The 20,928-nt window shown below is 44.0% G+C and carries 13 protein-coding genes; 7 read left to right on the forward strand and 6 right to left on the reverse strand.

Features of this window, described 5'->3' with window-relative positions; all coding sequences use genetic code 11:
• The 4 genes from B5Y40_RS19650 to pdxR all read right to left on the reverse strand — a co-directional run bounded on the left by B5Y40_RS19650 (nt 1) and on the right by pdxR (nt 12,168).
• Nucleotides 1–3,549, reverse strand: coding sequence for a SprB repeat-containing protein (locus tag B5Y40_RS19650; protein WP_079688563.1), 3,549 nt, complete (start codon nt 3,547–3,549; stop codon nt 1–3).
• A gap of 23 nt (nt 3,550–3,572) precedes the next feature.
• Nucleotides 3,573–5,648 (reverse strand): fibronectin type III domain-containing protein, encoded by a 2,076-nt coding sequence (locus B5Y40_RS19655; RefSeq protein WP_079688564.1) that lies wholly within the window; start codon nt 5,646–5,648, stop codon nt 3,573–3,575.
• Nucleotides 5,645–10,297, reverse strand: a complete 4,653-nt coding sequence (locus tag B5Y40_RS19660; protein WP_143785843.1) for a hypothetical protein — start codon at nt 10,295–10,297, stop codon at nt 5,645–5,647. Before B5Y40_RS19660 ends, B5Y40_RS19655 begins: the two co-directional genes overlap by 4 nt.
• A 479-nt stretch (nt 10,298–10,776) precedes the next feature.
• Complete coding sequence (pdxR, locus tag B5Y40_RS19665) at nt 10,777–12,168, reverse strand: MocR-like pyridoxine biosynthesis transcription factor PdxR (RefSeq protein ID WP_143785844.1); 1,392 nt, start codon at nt 12,166–12,168, stop codon at nt 10,777–10,779.
• Between the two features lie 106 nt (nt 12,169–12,274).
• On the opposite strand from pdxR, the gene B5Y40_RS19670 reads away from it, so the two are divergent.
• The 4 genes from B5Y40_RS19670 (at nt 12,275) to arr (ending at nt 15,119) form a co-directional block, all read left to right on the forward strand.
• Entirely contained in the window at nt 12,275–12,910 is a 636-nt protein-coding gene (locus B5Y40_RS19670; RefSeq protein ID WP_221408964.1) for a hypothetical protein, read from the forward strand.
• A 59-nt stretch (nt 12,911–12,969) separates the two neighbouring features.
• The gene (locus B5Y40_RS19675; RefSeq protein ID WP_079688567.1) at nt 12,970–13,413 is read left to right on the forward strand and encodes a GNAT family N-acetyltransferase; all 444 of its coding nucleotides are present in this window, start codon (nt 12,970–12,972) and stop codon (nt 13,411–13,413) included.
• Complete coding sequence (locus tag B5Y40_RS19680) at nt 13,401–14,300, forward strand: TolB-like translocation protein (RefSeq protein WP_079688568.1); 900 nt, start codon at nt 13,401–13,403, stop codon at nt 14,298–14,300. The genes B5Y40_RS19675 and B5Y40_RS19680 overlap by 13 nt, the downstream gene beginning before the upstream one ends.
• Nucleotides 14,301–14,672: 372 nt before the next feature.
• Nucleotides 14,673–15,119 (forward strand): NAD(+)--rifampin ADP-ribosyltransferase, encoded by a 447-nt coding sequence (gene arr / locus B5Y40_RS19685; protein WP_079688569.1) that lies wholly within the window; start codon nt 14,673–14,675, stop codon nt 15,117–15,119.
• A gap of 69 nt (nt 15,120–15,188) precedes the next feature.
• Here arr and B5Y40_RS19690 read toward each other — a convergent pair whose 3' ends face one another.
• Both B5Y40_RS19690 and B5Y40_RS19695 read right to left on the reverse strand, forming a co-directional pair.
• Complete coding sequence (locus B5Y40_RS19690) at nt 15,189–15,557, reverse strand: nuclear transport factor 2 family protein (RefSeq protein ID WP_079688570.1); 369 nt, start codon at nt 15,555–15,557, stop codon at nt 15,189–15,191.
• Nucleotides 15,558–15,857: 300 nt separating this feature from the next.
• Nucleotides 15,858–18,434 (reverse strand): cation-translocating P-type ATPase, encoded by a 2,577-nt coding sequence (locus B5Y40_RS19695; protein ID WP_079688571.1) that lies wholly within the window; start codon nt 18,432–18,434, stop codon nt 15,858–15,860.
• 188 nt (nt 18,435–18,622) lie between these two features.
• On the opposite strand from B5Y40_RS19695, the gene B5Y40_RS19700 reads away from it, so the two are divergent.
• The 3 genes from B5Y40_RS19700 (at nt 18,623) to B5Y40_RS19710 (ending at nt 20,897) form a co-directional block, all read left to right on the forward strand.
• Nucleotides 18,623–19,078 carry a MarR family winged helix-turn-helix transcriptional regulator gene (locus B5Y40_RS19700; protein WP_079688572.1) on the forward strand — a complete coding sequence of 152 codons (456 nt, stop codon included), beginning with the start codon at nt 18,623–18,625 and terminating at the stop codon, nt 19,076–19,078.
• Between the two features lie 5 nt (nt 19,079–19,083).
• Entirely contained in the window at nt 19,084–19,596 is a 513-nt protein-coding gene (locus B5Y40_RS19705; protein WP_079689268.1) for a transposase, read from the forward strand.
• 293 nt (nt 19,597–19,889) lie between these two features.
• A complete protein-coding gene (locus B5Y40_RS19710; protein WP_079688573.1) occupies nt 19,890–20,897 on the forward strand; it encodes an SDR family NAD(P)-dependent oxidoreductase in 1,008 nt (335 codons plus the stop codon).
• Nucleotides 20,898–20,928: the final 31 nt, after the last annotated feature.

The following is a 20,928-nucleotide window of genomic DNA, read 5'->3' on the forward strand; positions in this document are numbered from 1 at the left end:
CTAATAGATCGTTACGCGAAGTATATAGTTTCCTTTGGCAGTTTCCAGCAGCAGGAAATATACTCCGGAAGCAAGGTTCAGATCATACGGTAACTCATAGCGCGCACTGCCGAGTGCCTGACGATCATCTACAATAACATTGCTTGCCACCGAAATCATCCGCAAGCGAATCGGAGTCTGTTCGCGTAACCCAACGATGGCCGAAAATTTACCATCGGTTGGATTCGGGGAAACGGTAAACTCTTCCAGGAATGGTGACTCATTCTTCGTATCCTCATCGAATGTACCGGCTACAACCACAATTGCCTTGGTGAAATCTTTTTCACAGCCCTGCAAGTAGGCGCGCATATATATATTGTACGTTCCTGTATCGGCGAAGGTGAGTTCGGCTTTGTTGATCAACGAAGCCGTAAATTCAACTTCATCCTCTGAGGCCCACCACGTAACACTGTCGGGTTGAGGATCGCTGATGTTAACGAGTGTAACCAGTTTATCTTTAAAGGCCTGTGTGGTAACGATAAACTCTGCGCCTATAATTACCTCTATGCGTCTGATGGTGATATCATCTTCACCGTGGCAATCATGTGAATCCACTACATGTACAGCATAGGTCCCGTTCGCTGAAAGTGTGACTGCGCTGGTCTGCGCAGTAAAGCCGTTAGGGCCACTCCACTGGTATTGTGCTGCGAGGTCATCAATCGATGCATCGGCTATATATACCTGATCGGTGCATAGCGTGCGGTCTCTACCGAGGTCAACATTTACAGGAGCCGGATCAATCAACTCATATCTTCGATAGTTTATGCAATCATTATCATCGGTGATTTGTACGGTATAGATACCCGCTGACAGTTGCTGTATATCTTCCGTCTCTTCACCATTGCTCCAGCTATACTTGTAAGGGGGTGTTCCGTCAACCACGGTAATATCAATGCTTCCGTTTTCATAGCCAAAACATTGTGGGTTTGTAAGCAAACTATCTACCTGCAGCGGTGAGGGGGAAACAACATTGCCATTGGCTGTAGCAGTACATCCTCTAACATCTTTCACCAGGACAAAGTAACGCCCTTCGATGAGATTTATATTCAATGCTGTCGTTGCACCATCCGACCAGCTATAGGTATAGGGCAATGTACCTCCGGTAGAGGTAACTTCTGCACTGCCATCCGTTCCTGAGCTACAGCTTATCGGTGTAGTCGTAACAGCTGCCGTTAACACATCGGGTTCTACCAATAAAAAGGGATCCGATACTTTAGCAATGTTATTCTTATCGAGAATTCGCACCCTATATATACCTGTCTTCAACTGCGTGGCGATGCTATCCTGTTGTGTAATCGACTGAGGAGTCCCTCCTAGATCTTTGAGCCATTCATACCGGTATGGAAGATCATTCTGATACGGCACACCACCTTTTGCATGTGCCACCAGTTCGCCATCGTCATATCCATGACAACTTACAAAATGCCATTCGGCTATCGCTACAACCAGAGGTGGCGGTTCAATGAGGCGAAATATATCACTCACCACAGCACATCCTTTGCGATGATCGGGATGTGCCAAAGCATATTGGCTATCGTATGCGCGCAGTTGATAATATCCATCTCCAAGACTATCGATGTTCGCCTGATAGCCTTGTCCAAGCGGTGCGTTGTTATAGAGTGAATCGGGCAACAGGTTAACAGGGTCAAACCACTGCACGGTATAGCTTTGATCCGGAAATGGCGTACCGCCCACAAGTATAGTCTCTATATATCCATCTTTATAGTGATAGGCACGTGGATCGGTAGTTTTAGAAAAACCAACGTGCAGCGAGTCAGTCGGCTGATTTACCAACACCGCTTTGGCGCGGGCTGCATCAACACACTGATTGCCATCCATCACTTTAAAACCATATATACCGTAACGAAGAAATTCCAGTGTATGCGTTGTTGCCTCTGCAAATGTTACCAGCACCGAATCCCTAGCACCACCAGGCAAATACTGAAAACGATAATTGCCAACACCACCATCGGCAACGAGATGAATTTTACCGTCACCTCCATCGTGACAATGTACTGCCTCCGGTGTAAGCGTTGATGTAATCGGTCTGGGCCTCATCAACTCAACGTTGCGTGCATGGTTTATTGGATTGTCCGTAAACGTAGGCACCTCTTTAAATTTACCGAGTAGCCTGATCTGATAATTTCTGTCCGAAAAAAGTCTGCGTGGCCAGGTGAAACTGTTATCGGCCTCGAGTGTAACATCAATAAACTGATCGATCGTCACTGAATTGTCTGCTGCATCGGTAACCAGAATCGTGAGACTTTCCGGCTCTCCGATCCCACTTACATGCAAAGGCCTGTTGAAAATTACTTTGAATGATCCGTCTTGTGGTTTATCAAAGCAACGATCGGGATCTGGTGTAACGGACACTATATTCGGAGCAGAAAGCCTTGCCGAAAGTGTGAGCGTTTCGGATTCAGCACCGTTACAATCCACAATGATCTTGAAGAATATATTGTTGTTATGATACTTCCAGAATTCATCGCCGAGAATATCATAACCGGATATATTTAACCGACTTTGTCCTTGAAATTTAGCAGGAAGGTTTGTCCAGTTCACACCATCCAAGCTATATACCCAGTGGTAGAAAGACGCAGGATTTCCGCGAGGCCCCAGTAGCACAACTCGATTACTGGTATCCGAGGGCAATATATAGGAAGTGCTTGGCCCGTACTTCAATGGGAATTTAATCTTCTTGTATACAACCCTAAGGCTACCCGCAGGAGCATCCGGAAAAAGATTGAACGGATACGTAACATCCAGACTATTTGTGAAAGCCGGCAAGTTAAATGTATGTGACGTGTTAAATGCGCGGACGATACGGCCAACAACGGTTTGACCTGAAGTAGTTAATAAAACAGAGCGTACATCAGATTTTAATAAGATAACGGAGTCCTTTCTGTTTACCGCGGTGTTTCTGGACCATGAGTCCAGGTAGCCCGCGAAAACACGATCGCTGCCAGTGGTAAACATGGCATCCAATGCATAGGATGTTCTCCTGCGATTGGTACCGTTGTTTGGCATTGACAAGGTTGTGGTGAGACGATTCGATGCCGGTTGAATATCTACAGTAAGTTCGCTGCTGTTAAATCCTCTGAAAACATTTCGGTATAGTCTGTTCACACATGGGTAATCGGTATTGAGATCCAAAGGCAGGTATATATTTCCTTCATCAATTCTTCTATAGCCACACGAACGGTATCGGGGACTTTGCCTGTGCGCTTTACCAAACGCGATAACACGTCTTACGCGGTTATCACTTCGAAATGAAAATTTACGATAGAATGCCACCGTACCACCGCCACCATGTCCGTTGCTTACAATGGTTTGCGATGTCCCATCTTCAAATTCCAGGATGATATCATAGCGGCTTCCACAGCCTGAACTCAGATCGCCTCCATAGTTTACACCACCGGATACAGTGATCATGTATTCATTCGAAAAATCAGTCTGCGCGGCAGCCTGATAGAAAACTAAAAACAAACAGAATTGTAAAAGTCTTTTCATAGATCCTTACCCAATAGCGTGTACTAATATTTAACCTCCAACCATTTAATCTTGCTCACCTCTCCTTTTCTGGTGACTACCCGTATACCATAGCTATACTCGGTATTTACGGCTAGCTTCTCGTCTACTGTGCGTTTCTCCTCGCGCTTGAGTACACGCCACAGTGTAGCAGGAGATCCCTTTATAGCTTTATAGAGCTGATACTCCTCAACGTTATCCTGCGAATCGCGCCAGAACAATTCGATGTAACGGTTTTGCCGGTCGATGTATACATCAAAAGCATTCACCGTTATATCACCGGGTCTGCGAATAACTTTTATGCTTACCGGTGCTGAAGGTTTTGATTCAAGACCGCTGGAATCGCCTGCCACCAATGTATAGGTATATACAGTACCGCCCGCTACATCGGCATCCTTATACTCACCACTTGTGTGTGCTCCAAATTTTTTAATCTGCTTCCACTCCTTCTGCTCTTCACTCTTCCTGTAGATAACGTGTGATGCCACATCATCATCATGGCAATCAGACCAGCGCAGCAATACTTCATTTCCCGTCAGTTCACATTTTGTAAACAACGGACTGGTTGGAGGAATAATATCCGGTTTAACCGCGGCTACCGGTGTTGAGAAAGCCGATTGATTATAGCGTTGATCCAACGCCGTAACCGTATAGTATACTTTGCGATTGGTGATGCGCATGCTTACGCTATCTGTAAAGGTCGTCCCGATATACACTGTATCGGTGAGCGGTGTGGGTTCCGCTGTCTTTACATATGTACGGAATATCTTATATCCATATATATCTTTCTCGGTATTGGGTGCCCAGGTAATGGTGGCAACACCGAGTGAATCGATTACAGCCCTTATGCCCTGAGGAGCCTGGGGAGGTATACTATCCACGGGCTGCACCAGCACAGACATGGATGTGCGCGACTCTCCGCTTACAGCATCGGCCGTGATGGTAAAGTAGTTTGTTGGGAAAAGTTTCGTATACCGAAGTATACGTTGGGTAGCCGGTATATTTTGTATTACTGGTATATAAGGGCCTTCTTCGGTCGGTGATTGACTGAGTGTAAAGCCGCGAATCAATGCATTGCCGGCTCGTTCGAAAGACCAGCTGAGTTCCAGTTCACCAGCTTCATTGATCACCGACTTGGTGATATGGGGCACATACTCGAGTATCTTTTGACCAACCCCGGATACTTTCGCAGAAGGCGGGCCTATCTCGCTAAACGAAGTTACTCCGCGCACGCGATAGTAATAGGTAACGTTATTCATGCCCAATGCATCTACGTAGTGAATTCTGCCGGAAGGCTTTACCGCATCACTCTCACTCATTTGCATGATGGGGCGCTCACTGATCCTGTAGAAATTCTTGCCGTCCGAGGAACGCTCGATATAGTATGAGTTATAGTAATCTTTAAGTGAGTTATAGTCCCAGCTGATCACTGCAGTTTTGTCACTGAATTGTGCTAATACTTCTGTCGGTTCCGGGAGTGGCTTGTAATCTTTCAAGCCAATGAACACTGCTGCCGAATCAATCACCAATTGGCCCGATGGAACTTTTGATTTTATCCGATAAAGATACTTTTCATTTTCTTTTACATCGGTATCGGTCAGCCCCCAGCCTGCCAGTTGTGCCATGGTAAAATTCTGATCGGCCGCATAGAGTGAGAGTGCAAAACGCTGTTCAAGCTCCTGACCTTTATTGATGGACGATAGTATAGTCTCTTTATCCGTACTGCTTACTTCGAAGCTTTCACCGTACAAGGCCTGTGCTATAATGGCTGCATACTCGTTGCTGTTGGCAGGTACAATCCATGCACTTTGTTCGGCAGGCTTCAGTATACCTATATATTTACGTTCCGGTGTTCTCAGAATAACGCTGTCGCGGATAACGGTATACCGCACTACCTCGAAACCATGTTGGTTGGACAGCTTCCATGCACGCGGCTGATTTACAGCCCAGCGTATGAGGATCTGTTTTTTCTGCGCGCGACCAATAGCTTTTACGAAGTTTGTTCGCTGGCTGTACCCGGTCAGGGCCGTGCAGCAAATAATCAGTAGAGTGATGAATATATAGAGGCGATCTTTTTTCATTTGATCGGATTATTATACATGAATATTGCTGAAGAACCTTGTTTACCATTCGGAAGTATATATTGGAACTTCACAGGATAATTACCGGCACGAATCATCGGATAGCCGCCCATGATAATGGATGCATAACGATTCTGCTGGTCTGTACCCAGGAATGTATTCACCACCTGTGTTTGCAGATCTATGAAATCCTGATGGTATACATCCGGCAGGTTGTATATATAGGGAACTCGTGTTGTAGTAATACCGGTTGGTTCGGAAAGCTCCGCCTGCATCTGGTAGAGCGACATGATGGGCAACGCGCGTGACGGGTAGAATCCGAGTGTTGCTGTATCACGGTGCAATCTGATCTGGCCCGCGATCGGGTACTCCTGGTATAATAACGGATATATATCTTGTCGATAATAAGCATCCTGCGGCAATGCAACGACAACGGACAAAGCCTGACGGCCGCTATATTGTGTACCGATCAGTTCCACTACATCGAACCCTTCATAGGTAGCAACCTGTGGCTGAAGGCTGATAACATCAGAAGATATCTTTCCGATCAAAGGCTGCACGATAGTCATGCTCTTGATCTTGTCGCTATACAATGCATGCTTGCTGGTGTGGAAAGAATATTCGATCAGGCTCTTGCCAAGATCGGTCTGCTGTACTTCAGAGGCCTGGTTTTGACGAATAGTTAGATCGCCGGCATCGTTTTTGATGACCTGCTCGACAGTACCTTGTTGTGCCGATGAAGAATCGCGTGGCGTGGCAACCATACCAATGGTATAGCTGGCGTTAAGATCCAATGCGTCTAGCGTGAAATCGATTCGCTTTTCAGCAGCATTATATACCACCTCCTGTTTCTTCATGGCTTGTCCCGTCTTACCGTTTACGATCTCGTAACGCCATGCATCGGAGAAGAGGTAGGACTGACCGCGTTTCAACTGTATATACCCTTCCTTACTTTCATCGCGATAGTAGTTGCGTTGCTCGGCCACGGGGTAAGCATATTCTATATTGGACAGTGGTATATTATCCGGAGCATCACCCGTGGTAAAGGTGATCTCTTTGAACTCCAGTGCTTTTTTACCTTCTTCATATACCGGTTGCCAGGTGCTGCCTTGCTGTAGTTCGAAGCTAACTTTTACAACAGCCTTAAGCTCTTTGTGTGGCGGCAATGTTTCAGCAGAATAGAATGTAACCAGGTCGCGGTTTTTATTCCATTCCAACCGTCCAGCAATAGCCGTACCGTTGTCGGCCACGGTAAACTCTTCCAGTTTTATGCGGTATGACTTGCTGCCCTGATCATCTTCCACATAGAACGGATGTTCCATGCGCATATTGAAAGCTGCCTGCGGTGCTGCAAAAACATCTACATCTTTTGTCTTATCGATTGGTTTGAGATCCGCGATAACATTTAACGCCAGCGGACTTCCTGAATCATTTACAATTTCACAGTCGCTACCCAGTGCAACCTTCAACCGAAAATTACCGCTCACCAATCCACCGAGTATATCTACCTTCACTGCCAGATATCCTTTAAACATGGTTGGATTTGGCAGTCGTGCCTGCAGGAGAACCGCTGAGCCTCCGCGCAATACAGAGAACTTCTTATTGATTCCGAATATCTTGATCTTCACGCCAACTTCGCCCTGCATATAGGCATAGGCTTGTCCATTCGCATACCATCCTCCTATACCGATCGGTTCTATTTGTCCTGCGCAATGTGCATCTCCATAGTCGCGAAGCATGATATCGAAACCAGCACCCGCCTTGAAGCTGGCATATAGTATAAATGAACGCATCTCACCGGTTTCAACCGAGAAATTTGTTCCGAAGGCAAAACCTCTTCCATCCTCCAGCGCATTGGCATCGCGCATATAGTCGAGCTTGGCCATCTCGATACCTAACATATCAGCAATAATGGTGGGTGGCGGTGGCGAATCGAGCACTTTACTTCCGGCCATGAAATACCCGCCGGTTTTCACACTAAAACTTCCTATACCGAACTGAATGCCCATACGATCCACCGGAGTACCCATATAGATATACCAGCTGTCAGAGTCTATATGCATCACCGACCATCCTGCGCGGTTGTCATTGCCTATACCGCGCAAGAGACCTCCGGCAACATTCACATATACATCGAAGGTGGAGTGAAAACTCTTGTTGGTAAAATCCATCATCATCCCTACATGCGCAGAGATCATTCCGCTTTCGCCCATTTTCTTGGCATCGCCCAGCAAAGCTGCTGCTGCCTGCGAAGGTTCATTTACTTTGAGTGTCTCGAGTGTTTGCGCCAGTAACGGATTATCTTTTACAAACGCATCTTCATACTTGGCGAAGTTGGCTTGCTGTTCGGTAACAAAGCCTTCAATATTTTCAGTACCCGGAATTTTACCTATGAACTTGGCATCTCCGAAGAAACCTATATAGCTGATACCATAGCTCTTGGTAAATCCTATTTCGAAAGACGCTTCACCATCTACAACACTTCGTGTCGCTACGTTGAAGAGGACAGCAGCTTTGATACCGAAATGTATTTTATCATCCGGTATGTAATCCATTACAGTTAAGGATGATCCTGCAACAACACCTTTTGCCTGACGCTTCATGTGATAGTATGCACCACCGCCAAAACCATGTATACGCAACGGACCGACTACTGGTATTCCATCGCCATACGAAACAGAACCTTCTACATACCAGTACCGATATGTAGTGGAACCAAACATAGCTTTGGCTTTTACTTCTACTTTTACGGGAATGAACTTCGCCTGCAACTGACCGGCTATACCATCGCCATAAATAGGATCGTCATCGAGTATACTCAACGCACCTTCAATCTCCAGGCTTCCGCTGATGGTGGCCTTGATCTGAATTGCACTGATGCCTATACCATCGTACTTCCACGACTGCGATCCATCTTCGCGTTTTTCTAATTTACTTTTTACTTCAAGACGTGTAGTGGCTCCGAATTGTCCTGACATCAGATTAAGCTTGAGGTTGAAACCAAGCTTTGCTTTGCCGCCTTGGGCGGTGAGTCCGATGTCGTTGATGGATACAGGGAAGTTTGCAAATTTCAATTCACCCTTGTAGCCGAAATACTCTACCTCTATATAGGGAGTTTCCGTCATGATGTGAAGGGATTTGAATTCTATACCTTTAAATTCGCCCATGGCATCCGAGCCGTCTTCGTTCTTGGACACCTTCATACTCATGCGGCCGTGAAGCATCGCCTCCGGCCTGAACTTGTTATCGGTAAGTTTTAATTGCACGTATGAATTCGGATCGATCTCAACGGTAGCATTGAGTGCAGAGAAACTAAACTTGTTGCGTACGCTTACTTTCAACAAGTATTCATCCGGCATCATAACAGCTTCATAGGCAAATGTATCTTTCTCAGCAATGGGAAGCCCGAGCATACCTTTGAACGATGCACCGGTAAGGTTATTCGCTTCCAGCTTAATTTGCATTTCGTCCACTGATAATTTCCAGCCGGAGGCTGTACCTTTTTCTATCGGCAAAAGATTTTTACCGGTGAAAGATCCGGACAAACCATTGTTATCGATCAACATATCCAGGCCGGTGAAAGAAATTCTCTTATCAGGCTTCGTCTTATCTTCAAAAGCTTCCGGTAATACAATCTCCACACTCTTTGCATATACACCACGCCACAACTCGGTGTGACCTGCTTCAAGGTATTCTGCTTCGTAACCTTCCGGGTATGCAACGGATGGGCTATTGCGCAAATCACTGAAGTCAAGAACTGCTGTCTCAATGCTGAAGCGCATGTCCTTAATCAAAGGCATTTCAAAATCCGGCAGGGTAAATTCTACCAGTATATCATTCCAGTCCGTTACAACCGTTGTGAATGAACCTTTTACACGCTTGTCAGCATTTTCATAACGCTTTCCATTGGGATCTACGGGAATGAGAAGAGTTCGCGGAAACTCTATATCGGCTGCCAGTCCTACTTCCTTGAATCCATTACAATCAAAGCTTAGATACGTTTTAGAATCCGGAGCAGCAGCTTTGGGATTCGTACTGCCCTTGAGAATCAACACACTGGCTCCGCCATTGAAGCGTATCGGTATATCTCCGAGCAGCACAAGTTTTGCATCGCCAACGATCCCTCCCTCATAGGTGAGCTTAATACCTTCCAGTCCGAAATATAGCTCGCGTGGTTCCTGCGGAATATCGAGTTTGGCAAAAGCCGTGAACTCGGCATAACCTGCCTTGAATTTCACTTCGCTAATAGCAATGGTAATGGTCGTGCTGTTGATAACCTTCTTAAAGCCGATGGGAAGTTCATGCAGTTTGTCAGAAGTCAATGAGGTTACAAAGGTTCCTAACTCATTGAGTTTATCGATCGCAGCTTTTGCCTGTTCACGGCTAAAGGCTGCATCGCCATCTTCACCTATATATTGTTTCAGATAAGCTTCTGTTAATTCACTTTCTGAAGAATGAAGAGAAAAATTTCTTTCGGTATACCCCGTACCTACCGGAAAAATCCGGTATTGTTCATTTGATTTCTGTCCCCGACTGGCGGCAACCAAAGTAGAATCTTTTTCAAGACCAAAGGCTTGCTGACCGGAAGCAAACAGCAACAAGACTAAACAAAGTGCCCGTACAGACACAATAAAGTTCTTACAACACATGGAAGTGTAATGTTATTGACTAATAAAGGCGTTGTGAATTATAGCAGCTAGCGATTCAAGAGCAAGGGAGTTGCAATGGAATGATAATGAGGATAGTAGAGTGTAGTCATATGTTGGTCAACGTTTACAGGTTAGGGTATATAAACATACTGGTAAATATATATGAAATAGGCTATAACGTGATGAACGGTAGATCGAAAGACGACAAATATACTAAAACAATCGCCAAATTGACGTTTTATCTACCAACATCTGTGGATGCCCTATACCTCAACTGATCTGCGTAATTTTTTCTATGATTTAATAAAAAAGAATCCAATGGCATTTAAGCAACTTATTATTATGCTCCAAACATATCCTACAATATCAACAATTAAATATAAAGGAGTTTAAACAGCTTATAAGAAAGACTACGGAAGTACATATGGTGAATTACTAGTTCCAAAATCCAAAGTAGTCAACATATATAGCTGGTCATTCTATTCGAACCAAGCCTTATAAAGTTTCTCAACTACTTGTCCGATTACTTCCTGGGGCAGGCTTCCAAATTCAAACAATACTTGAGGCTTACGCGGTATGGAAGTTTTGTTGCTATAAAAACCACTGGTAGGCGTTACCTCAATATCGCAAGACTTAGCGCGCTGTATAATTTCTTTTTCGCTGAGACGTGTATTAATGTGCAGCAGTATATTTAGCCCCGAGGGAGTTTGATTGTACTCAATACAATTTTCCGGTAGTCGTTGTAATGCGCTCATACAAGCGTCATACTTTCTTTTATATACCGTGCGCATTTTTTTTAAGTGTCGCTCCCAAAACCCCTTTTCCATAAACAAGGCCAACGTCCTCCTTGTAAAATAGGGCACTGTGTTGGTAAGGTGCTGATAGGATTCGTACGCAACTCCGAAGTTTTCAGGTAACACCATATAGGCCACCCGTAGTGAAGGCATTAACGCACTGCTGAATGTACCTATATAGATAACGCGGTTGGCTTGATCAAGTCCCTGCAGTGAAGGCATGAGATTGGTTTTATAGCGGAACTCACAATCAAAATCATCTTCAATAATATAGGCATTGTTCTTTTGCGCCCAGTTGAGCAATTGTATGCGGTGGCTTACCGGTATAGCGACTCCGGTTGGATACTGATGCGAAGGGGTAACATATAGCAGGTCGCCTCGCTCCTTTCTGACCTGCAAAAGATCAATACCCTGCTCGGTGACGCGTATAGGCTTGACGTTGTAGCCGAATTCCTGGAACAAGAAACGCGTTCTGGTATAGCCAGGTTCTTCAACGATAATTTTCTTGCAGGTATTGCGCAACACAAATGCGAGCCAGAAGACAAGCGAACTGGCTCCCGATCCGATCAGCAATCGTGCGGGCGTTGCGCGCACGCCCCGGTATTGAAATAAATATTTTATGAGTTGCTCTTTGAGCGGATCATCCTGCTCATACTCCTGGTATTGAAAACTGATTCGATCCAGCGCCCAGTTGCTGCACTTGCGCCACTGCTTTACTGGAAAATGACTCTCATCCACCAGGCGTACAGAAGTGTTGTAAGCTGCAGATCGTTTTTTGCTTTTTGATTCTTTATTCTTGGGTGGCAATGGGTCAGCGGAGGGCAATTGCCAATCCGATCGATCGATCTTCGTTACATATAGTCCTTTCCGAAATACATTGGTAACATATCCTTCCAGCACCAGTTGTTCATATGCTTTTAGCACGGTGTTGTTGGCTATACCCAGCTCTTTGGCCAGTACGCGATAAGAAGGTAATCGCTGGTTGTACGCCAATCGCTTCTGCAGTATTGCAGCTTTGTAGAACTCATAGATCTGTTCATATAAAAGCTTATCCGTGTGATGAATTGTTGGGATCATATCTGCACCCGTCAAAAAGTTAAAATCTGCATCCAGGCATGGGTGCAAAGATACGCTACTTTTGATATATCAAAATCACTGATCAAACACTATAAATGATACTGATATGAATCCAAAAAGAACCAACGTAATTCTGTGTCTGAGCACATTACTCATCTTATACACAACGCTGCCACTATGCGCGCAAATACCCAGGGAGTTCAAAATGATCAACGCCAGCATTAATACCAAAGGTGACCTGGTAATCACGGCATCCAAAACATCCTCGGCAACCGACTTTGATTTTCTTGCGGGCAAATGGACGATGGACAATAAACGCCTGAAGACACGGTTGAACAACTGCACCGAATGGATAGAGTATAAATCGGATGACGAAAATTTTGGTCCTGTACTCAACGGCATTGCTAACATTGATATTTACCGTACAGCGTATAACCAGGTAAATAACAAACCGTACGAAGGTCTCACCTTGCGACTCTTCAATCCACAGACAAAATTATGGAGCTTATATTGGGTAGATAGTAATGTAGGTGTGCTTGATCCCCCCGTGGTAGGTTCCTTTGAAGGAAGCATCGGTACATTTTATTGTAAAGATATATTTCAGGGTCAACCGATTATCGTCATGTTTACGTGGGACAAAACTGATCCCAATAACCCTGTGTGGAGTCAGGCTTTTTCAACCGACAATGGAAAGACCTGGGAAATGAACCTCACCAATACATCACACCGCATAACACCGTGATTTATAATAGGTATATATATCCTGTAACACCAGCTGCCCATCAACTGCATATCAAGACCATGACCATACACCAGGCCACCCCACAAGACATTATACCCCTTGCCCTATTGTTTGATGAATACCGTGTATTCTATCAATACCCCAGCGATATATCCGGCAGCGAGCTATTTCTCGCTAACCGGTTGTCGTGTAGGGACTCCGTTATTTTTGTAGCACGCAGTGCAGACCATACGATGATGGGTTTTGTACAGCTATATCCGCTGTTGTCGTCTGTGCGTATGAAAAAACTTTGGCTATTGAATGACTTGTATGTGCATCCCTCCTTCCGTGGACAAAAAGTTTCTGTAAAGCTGATCGATCGCGCCAAGCAACTTACGCGCGAAACACAGGCAGCAGCACTACTGTTAGAAACAGCCAAATCAAATACCATCGGCAACAAGCTATACCACAGAACGGACTTTGTACTGGATAACGATCATAATTATTATTCATGGAGTCATTGAGCACGCTACGCGTTATGAGAATAATTCTTCTTTCGCTCTTCGTTAGCGTTACGGGAACGGTATATGCCCAACCCGCTATACCCGTTGTTACCTCGTCTTTTCTTCCAGGCATAATTTGTACTGATTCCATTGAGTTTAACGCAGCTTTTTCACTGGACGGCAATTCCTTTTACTTTACGCGCTCGGCTAACAAGCGAACACAGTTATACACAAGCACCAAAACAGGGAATGAATGGTCCACACCAATACCGCTGCCATTCTCCTATACAAACTACTCCGATGCAGATCCCGCCTTCTCACCTACTGGTGAATTGTATTTTATTTCCACCAGACCAACGTATTTAAATGACACCACCAAGGATTATGACATTTGGAAAGTAACACGAACAGATTCCGGACAATGGTCCGAGCCAATCAATGTAAAGGAGCTTAACTCCCCGGAAGACGAATACTATATATCCTTTACGCAAAAAGGTGATGCTTGTTTCTCTTCATCACGCCAAGGCGGATATGGACAGGAAGATATATACTTTAGTGAGCTTATAAACAACACGTTCACAAAACCCTATAACATGGGCAGCACGATCAATACAAAAAATTCAGAGTATGACCCTTTTATAACAGCGAACGGCTCTGCATTGATCTTTACATCGTCAGGCAGATCCGACAGTTTTGGAAAAGCTGACCTATACTGGTCCATACGAACGAAAAATGGATGGCAGAATGTAAAACACTTCAGTAGCGTGATCAACACTCCTGACAGAGATTATTGTCCCTATATCTCACGTGACAATAAATATTTCCTTTATAGCGTTAGCAGAGATATAAAATCTACAAATCTGAACCATCTTCCGGCGGCATTGACACAAGCCGCACATAGTAAGTGACCAGATATTGTCTGTCCATTAACTATACAGCTAATTAAGGATGCATCGATTTATACCTCCGACAGTATAAATACGTATCCTTACAGACGCTAAATTTATCTACACATCCTAATTCTTGGATGTCGTAAACTCCACGTGTACTTGATTCGTTCTTGTTTTAAATAATTTTACTCAGCGATTGTGAATGTTCGAATCCGAGAGAAAATGCCATCTCACTTACAGACAAGTTTGTTGGAGTTAAGGAGAAAGTATATTGATCGGTAGGATTTTAAAGTATGTGATATTAAATTTCGTTAGCGACCTTGGACAAAGGTGATTGTAAAAAGGCTAAGCAAACATGTACACAAATCAAACTCAACATAGACTTTGACGATGGCACAAAACAAAGGCGAACAGAAATTAAACGAACAAGGACCGACACCTTTCGCTCAAACTTATTTTCATGGCACAAAGACTGAGTTAAAAATTGGCGACCAAATTCAAGTTGGCTTCAACTCAAACTACGGACAAAAGAAAAATGCGAAGTATATCTTCCTGACAGCAACATTAGATGCTGCTATCTGGGGCGCTGAACTTTCCTTTGGAGAAGGACGCGAAAGAATATATTTGGTAGAGCCGACCGGAGCAATTGAAGATGATCCTGACTTAACAGATAAAAAATTTCCTGGGAATCCTACCAAATCCTATCGTTCCACCCATCCATTTAAAGTTGTGGGCGAAGTTACCGTTTGGCAAGGACACCCTGTGGAACAAGTTAAAACAATGAAAGAACATCTTGAACAACTCAAAGATCAAGGTATAAATTCACTTAATGACTAGATGTGAAAGTTGAAAGCGAAATGATTTGAGCAAACTTCAAGGAACAAAAAATACCTGTGACCTGCTACGTTATTCGCGTCCTTCTTGTTCCTCGGATTTGATGACGAAGGCTTTTAATTCAATAATCTTACCACCGCGAAATCGCCAGACATCGCAGTAAGAATACTGGACATCTCTGCCTTCTTCATCTTTCATTGTTATCTTGCCGAGTGCTGTCACAAAATCTTCCTCTGCGATTAAGTTCTCGACCATGAACTTCGGAGGTTCTGTGTAGGTCGCTGTCATCCACTGGCGAACAGCTTCCTTCCCGCGTAGGGTCTTGTCACCTACAAATCTCCATATTGTGTCGTCAGTGCAATGCGACAGGAACCCCTCGTTGTCTCCACGCATAATAGCTGTATTTGCCTTTTCCAATATTGCTTTATTACTCTGGGACATATTTTATTTCTTAAAGTTGTGTTCAGATGCAAAACATGTAAGTGATGAAGTTTACTACGCCATAACGATTGCTTTGTATAAAATCATTCCACACTATATTTTACATTTGAAGCTCGTTATAAAAAAACAATTCCAACCTTCGATATATATACTGATATGCCTCAACAGGCGTGATCTATTCGGTTAGCTGGAAACGATAACCGGATAAGTTCTTTTTGATACAATCGTCTATTTCAAAGACGAATAATAAACATATTGATATACACCACTCATGGTATACGAAGTAGTGACTGAAGTATTTCATCCTGCGGTGTTAACCTGATGTTTCTTCTTAAACAGTTTTTCAATTTCAACCCCTGTAAGTACAACAAGTGAGGCGCCAATACAAGCAGCAAGTTCACCCATCGACAAGGGTTGTGTTTTAAAAAGCTCATTTGCGAAAGGCAGGTAAATAACACCAAGCTGAAGAAGAAACGTAAGTAAGACAGCTCCAAGTAAGGGCCTGTTGCTAAATATACCGAGCTTAAATAATAATTGACGATCACTTCGGATTCCCATTACATGACCTAATTGTGACAATGACAAAACAGTGAACACCATCGTTTGCCAATGAGGCATTTTGTTATTCACGGCCCACGCTTCTGTTGCTAAGGTAATGACAGCCATCAAAAATCCGACCCAGGCAATGTGCAATCCGATCCCGCCTGCGAAGAGACTTTCATTGGTTTTCCGAGGCGGACGGGTCATGATATCCGGCTCTGCCTTCTCACTTCCCAAGGCAAGACCGGGTAGCCCATCCGTTACAAGATTGATCCATAGAATATGAATAGGCAACAGCGGGATAGGCAGTCCGACAAGTGGAGCTAGAAACATTGTCCATATCTCTGCGCTGTTACAGGTCATGATATACTTTACAAACTTCCGAATGTTATCATATATATGCCGGCCTTCCTTCACGGCCTTAACGATGGTGGCAAAGTTATCGTCCAGCAAGATCATGTCTGCAGCTTCCTTGCTTACGTCAGTGCCTGCAATCCCCATGGCAACGCCGATATCAGAAGCCTTTAGCGAAGGGGCATCATTCACACCGTCACCGGTCATTGACACAAAGTGTTTCTTTCTTTGAAGTGCCTTTACGATCCGTAACTTTTGCTCCGGCGATACCCTTGCATATACTCGGATTTGTTCCACCTTCTGATCAAACTCCGAATCGTTCATTGCCTGCAATTCCTTCCCGGTAACAACCAGATCTTTTTCAGTAAGGATGCCGATTTGTTTCGCGATTGCCGCTGCCGTGGCCGGATGATCTCCTGTAATCATCACGGTCGTTATGCCGGCAGTTTTACATTCTTTAATTGCAAGCCTGGCTTCTTCCCGTGGCGGGTCAATCATTCCTGTTAACCCCGTAAATGTGAAATCCCTTTCTACGGTTTGGCTATCGAATGGTGCTGGCATTTTATCTGCTACCTTGTAGCCGAATGCAATCACGCGCGTTCCTTCTGCGGACCAGTCGGAGGCTTTTTCGAGAATTCGGGGAACATCATGCTGATCTTCTAATGTAGCGGTCAATGACTCCACTGCACCTTTGCATATAATCAGGTATTTATTGTCGAGTTGATGGACGGTAGTCATCAACTTTCTTTCAGAATCAAATGGAAGCTCTGCTACCCGCGGTAATTTTTCACTTAGCTCGGAAAAGGATTCAGCATCGTGATGCTCGTTGAAATATTCGATCAGTGCAATTTCTGTGGGATCACCTGTGAGTTCCTTGTTCACATTCTTTTTAACATCATGATTCAGTGCTATGCTACACTCGAACACTGATAATTTGCCGAACAGCGTCTCACTATTTTCACTTTCAGATTTGGTTACTTTCATCTTATTCTGTGTGAGCGTTCCGGTTTTGTCTGAGCATATAAACGTTACCGATCCAAGCGTTTCTACTGCTGATAATTTTCTTATCAACGCATTCTTTTTCACAAGCCTTTTTGCTCCGGCCGCAAGGGCAACGGTGATCAGGGCAGGAAGTGCCTCGGGGATCGCTGCTACGGCCAGAGAAATTGACGTTAGCAACATGTTCAATGGATCTTCATCCATGAGATATCCAACCCCAAAGAATAAAACACAGATCAGTATTACCAGATAGGAAAGCTTCTTTCCAAAGTCGGCCATGCGCTTTTGCAAGGGTGTAACTTCTTCGCCTTGCTGAAGCATCTTCGCTATAGCACCAATTTCCGTTGACATGCCTGTGGCAGTGACAACGCCTTTTGCCCTACCATTTGTGACAAGAGTGGTCTTGTAAGACATATTGAGTCGGTCACCCAGCGGGAGATCTTCTTCCTGAATTTGTCTATTCGTTTTTTCAACCGGAACGGATTCACCTGTCAGTGCAGATTCATTCACCCGAAGTCCGTGCGCTTCTACCAACCGAATATCTGCCGGCACTATATTGCCTGCCTCTAATTCCACAAGGTCGCCAGGAACGAGTGCTGCCGAATCAATCGTAACGAGTTTACCATCTCTTCTTACGTGTGCCTTGAGTGCAGAAATTTTCTTGAGCGCTTCCATCGCTTTCTCAGCCTTATTCTCTTGTACAAATCCAACAATTGCGTTGAGAACAACAATGACAACTATAATAATCGTGTCGGTAAGATCTCCTGCAATTCCTGCCACTATTGCTGCTGCCAGCAACACGACAATCATAAAATCTTTGAATTGATTAAGAAATATTTTCCAGGCCGGCTTTCGCTTCTTTTCGAGCAGCTCGTTGGGACCAACTTCAGCCATTTTAGCTTGAGCTGATTCAGTTGTTAAACCATCCATGGACGATCCATATTTCTTAAAAACTTCTTCGGTTTGTAGTTGCCACAAGTTCATACTAGCGAAGATGGCAGTTTCAGATCAAAAATTATAGGGATGTCTGATGGGAATTTAAATTTTCTTTTGGCCGCTTGTATATATGCAAGCCTCTTTGCAAGTCCGTATTGAACTTGATCGGATATACATTAAAGTCAGAGATAATTACTTTAGTTGCTAAAATGTTTAAATACTAATATATTTATACAATGAATAAATCAACAGGCACAGACTCCTTTAAAGCTGCTAGCCGAAAATATTCGGATACCAGTATTCTGATGCACGAAGCTATTTCCCGAAAAGCAGGTCTCTCTGGTACGGATCATAAATATCTTGGCTTACTAATTCAGGAAGGCCCTATGACTGCCGGTGAACTTTCACAGCGGACCGGACTAACCGGAGGAGCTATTACGGGGCTTATGGACAGGCTTGAAAAAAAGAAGTTAGCCAAACGTGAATTTGACAAAGAGGACAGGCGCAAGGTCTTCATCGTTGCCAATGAGGCAAACGCAATGAAATTATTAGCTCCGCTTTTTAAAGAACTACAACAAAAAACTGCCAAACTCCTGAATTCATATTCAGATAAAGAAATCGAAATCATTAAAAAATATATGCTGGACGCTACAGAGGTAATGAACGAAGTGTTAGAAAATCTCAAAAAATAATGGATATGAATACAACGACTCTTCAAGATCTCACAAAGGCAGAAATCTGGTTACTGGTGACTACACTTGTTTACTTTCTTTTAAACGGTGCACAAATTTTCGAAACCGCTGTTGTCGTTCCCAAGTGGTCAGCTTCTCCTCCTGAGTCGTTTGCCCTCATTAGTGGACCCTATGGCATCAACCTTAAAGCGTTCTGGATTATAGTGCACAGTATACATGAAATTACCTTCTTCATTGCCCTATATTTCTGTTGGAAAATTGACCCCGTTAGAAACTGGCTTTTGTTGCTGTTGGGTATCCACTTTGCAGTGAGGGCATGGACGCTGCTATATTTTGCTCCCAACATTATCGAGTTTCAAAAAATTTCAAATGATGGCTCGTCTGCCTATCATGACCTTATCGTTAAAACAACATTGTGGCGAAACTTAAACTATATTCGGGTTGCAATATATATAGGGATCTCTGTTGGACTTGTACCCTTGCTGTACAAGGTTATGAATTTAAAGGCAGGCATTTGAAACCAATAGGTAACGAAAGCTCACACAGTACAATCAAATACATCTCACGCGGTCGTTAATATATACCTTCAAGGCGGCTCCAGGATTTACTCCATTAAATAATCGTGCTTTTGCAAAACATATACATAGCTATCTATATAGGCATATTTGTTACGCTTGAATAAGATGAAAAAATTATAAAATGTTCTCCTACCAAGTGATTGGCCTTTTAAACAAAGTAAAGTTGGTCTTTTGAACAAAGTTGTACCCAATAGTTGACTCTACCTTTGTTTCAACAAAACGCAAATCACTATATGAAAACAGCAACGAAAATCACTAATTACAACGGATGTTTACAACAACATCTTGGCTCAGGATTCAACTCGATGTCAACGGCAGCGCAGGTAATCAATGGGATAAATCTCGAAGGGAAAATTACAATCGTCACTGGCGGTAATACCGGCATTGGATTGGAAACTACAAAGGCGCTTGCAGGAGCAGGAGCGACTGTTATTGTTCCGGCACGCGATGTGGAAAAAGCAAGGAAGAATTTAATGGATGTCCCAAATGTTGAGATTCACGCGATGGATCTTATCGATCCAAAATCAATCGATGCTTTCGCAGAGAAGTTTCTTTCATCAGGGCGACCGTTGCACATCCTTGTTAACAACGCTGGCATTATGTGGGTGCCGTTGCGTAGAGACAGCCGCGGCATTGAATCTCAACTTGCTACCAACTACCTCGGGCAGTTTCAACTAGTAGCGCGTCTGTGTCCAGCTTTGAAAATGGCGAATGGGGCGAGGGTCGTTAACGTCTCTTCTCAAGGTCACCAGTTTGCTCCGTTCAATTTTGACGACCCTAATTTCATTCATCGTAATTACGAAACGTTGCAAGCTTACGGACAATCGAAAACTGCGAGCAACCTGTTTACTGCTGCGCTCGATGCGAGAGCTCAGGAATTCAACGTTCGTGCTTATGCATTACATCCAGGCTCCATCCATGGAACGGAACTCGGCAGGGAAGCATCGCTTGAACTCTTTCTGCAGATGGGCTTTTGCGATGCAAAAGGAAATATTTTACCAGAGGTATTGGCTTCACTAAAAAATATTCAGCAAGGTGCTGCCACTACAATCTGGTGTGCTACCTCACCCCTGCTGAGCAACATCGGTGGCGTATACTGTGAAGACTGTGATGTTGCCGAGCTGGCTAGTGGCTCACACGGGGTAAATGGAGTTATGTTGTATTCACTTGATGAAACCAGTGCAACCCGTCTCTGGAAAATGAGCGAAGACATGACTGAAATTACTTTCAATATCGAATAATCCTCAGTGAACATTATCAAAAAAAAGAATG

The sequence above is a fragment of the Ohtaekwangia koreensis genome, from assembly GCF_900167975.1.
Lineage (GTDB): Bacteria > Bacteroidota > Bacteroidia > Cytophagales > Cyclobacteriaceae > Ohtaekwangia > Ohtaekwangia koreensis.